Source organism: Methylacidimicrobium cyclopophantes (assembly GCF_902143385.2).
In the GTDB taxonomy this organism is placed as follows: domain Bacteria; phylum Verrucomicrobiota; class Verrucomicrobiia; order Methylacidiphilales; family Methylacidiphilaceae; genus Methylacidimicrobium; species Methylacidimicrobium cyclopophantes.
Genome location: NZ_CABFUZ020000006.1, coordinates 1 through 4,394, shown reverse-complemented (window position 1 = coordinate 4,394; position 4,394 = coordinate 1). Strand labels below are relative to the sequence as shown.

Below are 4,394 nucleotides of genomic sequence, written 5' to 3'. Positions count from 1 at the left end.
TCCGAGCGCTCGGACGGCGACATCGGAAAAAGACCGCATCCCCTGGTGCATGCGAGGTAAGAATGGAGAAAAGATTCCGGCAAGGCAAGCGTGCCGCCGCCAGCCCTTTCCCGCGCGGGATGGGCCGGGTTATCGGTCTGATCGTGATCGGTGGGTTGCTGCCGGTTGTCGCATTCGGCCAAGCAGCGCCCTCACCCCAGGTACGAGATCTCCCGCCTCTGCGCACGCATGGAGAGCCGAACTTGCAGGCGCCCGTTCCCGAGATTCGTGCGCCCATCGAGCGGTTTTTCAGGGATCTTCTCGCGGGAGAAATTCAAAGGGCGTTTCAAGAGCTCCTCGTCACCAGTCGTCTGAGCAGCCGGCACGAAAATGTCTCAGTTCTCATGGACAAGACGGCGCAAGCGTTCACCTACTACGGGAAAGCAACCGCCTTCGAGCCCTACGATACGCGGGCCATCGGAGGCCGTCTCTACGTGGTTACCTATCTCCTGGATCTGGAACTCCAGCCGTTGCGGTGGCGGTTCGTCTATTACCGCCCCGAAGAGGCGTGGAAGTTGATCGACATTCGAGTCGATGACGCCTTGGAAGATCTGATCAATCGGTGAATTTGGCCGCCAAAGTGTTGTGCAGAGCCTCCTCTACGGGTTTCGGGACGAAGCAGGAGACCGATCCGCCCAGACGGCAGATTTCTTTGATCAGCGAGGAGCTGAGGTAGATGAAAGAATCCCGCGGAACGAGGAAAACCGTCTCGATCGCCGGCGCGATCTTTCGATTCATGAGAGCCAACTGGAACTCAAATTCAAAATCGGAGACCGCTCGCAACCCGCGGATGATGGCGTGGATGCCCAGCTCCTTTGCGAAATCGACGGTCAGAGCATGAAAGGGAAGAACTCGCACGCGATGAGGGAGGGCGGCCACCGACAGCTCGACGAGCCGGACTCGCTCGGCGAGGGGAAAGACAGGCACCTTGGTGGATTGCGCGGCCACTCCCACGACCACCTCGTCGAACAATGTCTGCGCACGCTCGATGATATCGAGATGACCGAAGGTGATCGGGTCGAATGTGCCCGGATAGAGAGCGATGCGGGATGCCATGGTCATTTCGGCAGCCGTTCTATGTCGGCGCCGACGGCGCGGAGTTTGGCATCGATCCGCTCGTAGCCGCGGTCGATGTGATAGACCCGACTGATGGTCGTCGTATTTTCCGCCTGCAGCCCGGCGAGAACGAGGGCGGCGGAGGCGCGCAGGTCCGAAGCCATGACTGGAGCTCCGCTCAAGCGATCGACTCCATCGATAACAGCGACGTTTGCTAAAAGGTCCGCATGCGCGCCCATCCGCTTGAGCTCGCTGATATGCATGAAACGATTCGGAAAGATGTCATCCTCGATCCGGCTGCGGCCGGGAATCGTTGCGGCCAATGCGCAAAACTGGGCTTGCATATCCGTCGGAAAGCCCGGATAGGTGCCGGTCCTCAATTGCAGGGGATGCAAAGGATCGGTCGCCCGCACACGAAGGCGGCCTTCCGCCGCCTCCACGAAGACGCCCGCATCCTGCAAGGCGGAGAGCGTGCTGCGCATATGCTCGATCGGAGCTTCTTCCAGTACGAGCTCGCTCCGGGTAATCGCCGCCGCTACGGCAAAGGTTCCCGCCTCGATTCGATCCGAAATGACCGTATGCTCTGCCCCATGCAGCTCGTCCACTCCTTCGATTTCCAGGCGGCTTCCTCCCGCGCGCCGAACCTTCGCCCCCATGGAGCAGAGAAACCGAGCGAGATCGGCTACCTCGGGTTCCGATGCGGCGTTCTCGACGATCGTCGTTCCGCGGGCGAGACAAGCGGCCATCATCACATTGTCCGTGCCTAGAACGGTCGACCCATGAGGACCTTGGAGGGACATTCGGGCTCCAACAAGGCCGGAAGCTTCCGCGATGACATATCCTTTGGAAAGGGCGATGCGGCTGCCAAGAGCTTCCAGTCCCCGGAGGTGGAGATCGATCGGGCGATCGCCGATCACACACCCTCCCGGAAGGGAAACTTTCGCACGGCCGCAGCGGGCGAGGAGGGGGCCGAGGACGCAAACGGAGGCGCGCATCCGGCGCACCAAATCGTACGGCGTTTCTCCTACGACTTTCCGCGCCTCGACGACTACCGAACCTTGAGAAAATTCCACATCCGCTCCCAGATACCGCAAGATGTCCAGCATGTAGCGGACATCGGTGAGATCTGGGACCCTATGGAGCACGCAGCGCTCTCGCGTTAACAAAGTGGCGGCGAGAATGGGCAGGGACGAGTTTTTGGAGCCGCTGACCGAAATCGTTCCATGAAGACGATTTCCCCCTCGAATGGCAAATTTATCCACACGATTCTCCGATGACGATGCGATCGATCCCCGAGAGGTCTTTTAGCGATACGGCGTTAAAAAATCCAGCTTGCACGAGAAGCTCGCGAACCCTGTCCGCCTGATCGTCTCCCACCTCCAAGGCAATGGCGCGGCAGCGCCCCGCCGCTTGGGAGATCAGGGTGCGGATGAGGTCGAGCCCGTCGGGCCCGCCGTCCAGCGCCCGCCGAGGCTCCCGCTGCACATTTTGTGGCAATTGTGCAAGGCGGCTCGTTGGAATGTAGGGGAGATTGGCTACGATCAAGGCGAATTCTTCTTCCAGGAGCGGCCGCAACAGGTTTGCCCGATAAAACGTAATGTTCGTTACGCCCTGTGCGTTTTCCTGTGCGACGGCTAAAGCCGAAGGATCGATGTCGGAGGCATAGATGGATCGGCCGGGTGTTCTACGGGCCAACGAGACGGCCAGAGCTCCGCATCCGGTTCCGACGTCGAGGACCGCTCCAGGAGGAAGCGACCCCAAGAGCCGAGCAGCGGCCTCGAACAAGAGCTCGGTTTCCGGTCGGGGGATCAGCGTGGAGGGAGTGACTCGGAAACGCCGGCCGGCAAAGTCGGCATATCCCACGACGTAGGCGAGCGGCTCTCCTTGAGCACAGCGCTCGGTCCAGCATTCGATACGGCGGAGGGAATCGGGAGGGATCGGCTCGTCTCTTTCCGTGTAGAGCGAAAAAGGGGGGATACCGAGCGCTTCCGACAAGAGCCATTGTGCCGTGCTTCGCGGCGAATCCGCAGAGGCCCGGGCCAGTCGGTCGATCGTTTGTCTCAGTAAGCCGAGCCGGGTCACGGTGTGGCGCGGGGAGAAGCGCTCGCTGCCTCTTCGGTGGCCAACCGCGCTTCCATCTCCTTTTTCGCTAAAACCTCGAGGAGCGGTTCGATGTTTCCGTCCAAGAACGAAGCGAGACCGTGGAAGGTGATCGGAATGCGATGGTCGGTGACCCGATCTTGCGGGAAATTGTAGGTGCGAATCTTCTCATGACGATCCCCGCTTCCAATGAGGCTGCGCCGTTCCGAAGAGAGTCTCGCTCTCTCCTCCTGTTGCTTTTGCGCAAGGAGTCGCGTGCGCAGGATCGTGATCGCCTTTTCACGATTCTTAATCTGGGATCGTCCTTCCTGGCAGCGAACGATGAGCCCCGTAGGAATGTGGAGAACTTGAACGGCCGAATCGGTCGTGTTGACCCCCTGGCCTCCGGGTCCACCCGCCCGGCAGACCTCGATTCGGAGGTCCTCGGGCTTGAGGACGACGTCGACTTCCTCCGCTTCTGGAAGGACGGCTACGGTCGCCGTCGATGTATGAACTCGTCCCTGTGACTCGGTGGCCGGCACGCGCTGCACTCTATGCACACCGCTCTCAAAGCGGAGTTGCCGGTAGGCGCCTTCTCCCGAAATCTCGACAATGATCTCTTTTAAGCCTCCCAGGTCGCTGGGAGCAAGACTCATCGGGGTAAGCCGCCAGCCGCGTTTTTCGGCATATCGGCTGTACATGCGGTAGAGATCCGCCGCGAAAAGAGCCGCTTCCTCGCCGCCCGTGCCGGCTCGAATCTCCAGCATCGTGTTTCGGGAGTCGTTGTCATCCCCGGGCAAGAGAGCCAACAGGAGTCGGCCGTGCGCCTTTTCCGCCTCGAGACGGGTCTCGGCGAGCTCCTGTTCCGCCATGCGGTGAATCTCGGGATCCTCCGATTCGCGAAGCAGGGCTTCCAGCGATTCGACCCTTTCCTGCGCAGAAATCCAGAGCCGGTGTTGCTCGAAAATCTCTTTTAACCGGGCATGTTCTCGAGTGAGCTCCGCGGCGCGCTCAGGATGGGAGTAGATCTCCGGATGGGCAAGGGTCTCTTCGAGCTCGTCGTATCGCTCGCGAAGATGGGAGATGTAACCGGTCAGGTCCATAGAGAATCCCGACAAGCCAGAAGCTTGCCTCTGGACGCTTTCTCGAAAAGGGGGGCCGAGCCGTCAAGCGAACGCTATTTTTTTGGCTTCTTGACCGTTTTGGAAGCGGCGGCCGCC

5 protein-coding genes are annotated in these 4,394 nt (G+C 60.4%); 1 reads left to right on the top strand and 4 read right to left on the bottom strand.

The genetic code is table 11. The features are described 5' to 3' along the window. The first annotated feature begins 119 nt into the window (after positions 1 to 119). The gene (locus tag FN369_RS00225; RefSeq protein WP_246189453.1) at positions 120 to 605 is read left to right on the top strand and encodes a hypothetical protein; all 486 of its coding nucleotides are present in this window, start codon (positions 120 to 122) and stop codon (positions 603 to 605) included. Here FN369_RS00225 and coaD read toward each other — a convergent pair. Genes coaD through prfA form a run of 4 tightly spaced genes read right to left on the bottom strand, consistent with a single transcriptional unit; the run spans position 595 to position 4,277 of the window. Further along, positions 595 to 1,095, bottom strand: a complete 501-nt coding sequence (gene coaD, locus FN369_RS00220) for a pantetheine-phosphate adenylyltransferase (RefSeq protein ID WP_142524218.1) — start codon at positions 1,093 to 1,095, stop codon at positions 595 to 597. The two genes, FN369_RS00225 and coaD, sit on opposite strands and share 11 nt — an antisense overlap. 2 nt (positions 1,096 to 1,097) lie before the next feature. After that, positions 1,098 to 2,357, bottom strand: a complete 1,260-nt coding sequence (gene murA / locus FN369_RS00215; RefSeq protein ID WP_142524216.1) for a UDP-N-acetylglucosamine 1-carboxyvinyltransferase — start codon at positions 2,355 to 2,357, stop codon at positions 1,098 to 1,100. Then, positions 2,350 to 3,177: a peptide chain release factor N(5)-glutamine methyltransferase gene (gene prmC, locus FN369_RS00210; RefSeq protein WP_142524215.1), complete on the bottom strand. Its 828-nt coding sequence runs from the start codon at positions 3,175 to 3,177 to the stop codon at positions 2,350 to 2,352. Before prmC ends, murA begins: the two co-directional genes overlap by 8 nt. Further along, the gene (gene prfA / locus FN369_RS00205; protein WP_142524214.1) at positions 3,174 to 4,277 is read right to left on the bottom strand and encodes a peptide chain release factor 1; all 1,104 of its coding nucleotides are present in this window, start codon (positions 4,275 to 4,277) and stop codon (positions 3,174 to 3,176) included. Before prfA ends, prmC begins: the two co-directional genes overlap by 4 nt. Positions 4,278 to 4,394 lie beyond the last annotated feature (117 nt).

What these genes read in the sequence shown, in the direction of transcription:
- FN369_RS00225 (WP_246189453.1), top strand. Translation starts at nt 120, where the DNA reads ATGGGCCGGGTTATCGGTCTGATCGTGATCGGTGGGTTGCTGCCGGTT.
- coaD (WP_142524218.1), bottom strand. Translation starts at nt 1,095, where the DNA reads ATGGCATCCCGCATCGCTCTCTATCCGGGCACATTCGACCCGATCACC.
- prfA (WP_142524214.1), bottom strand. Translation starts at nt 4,277, where the DNA reads ATGGACCTGACCGGTTACATCTCCCATCTTCGCGAGCGATACGACGAG.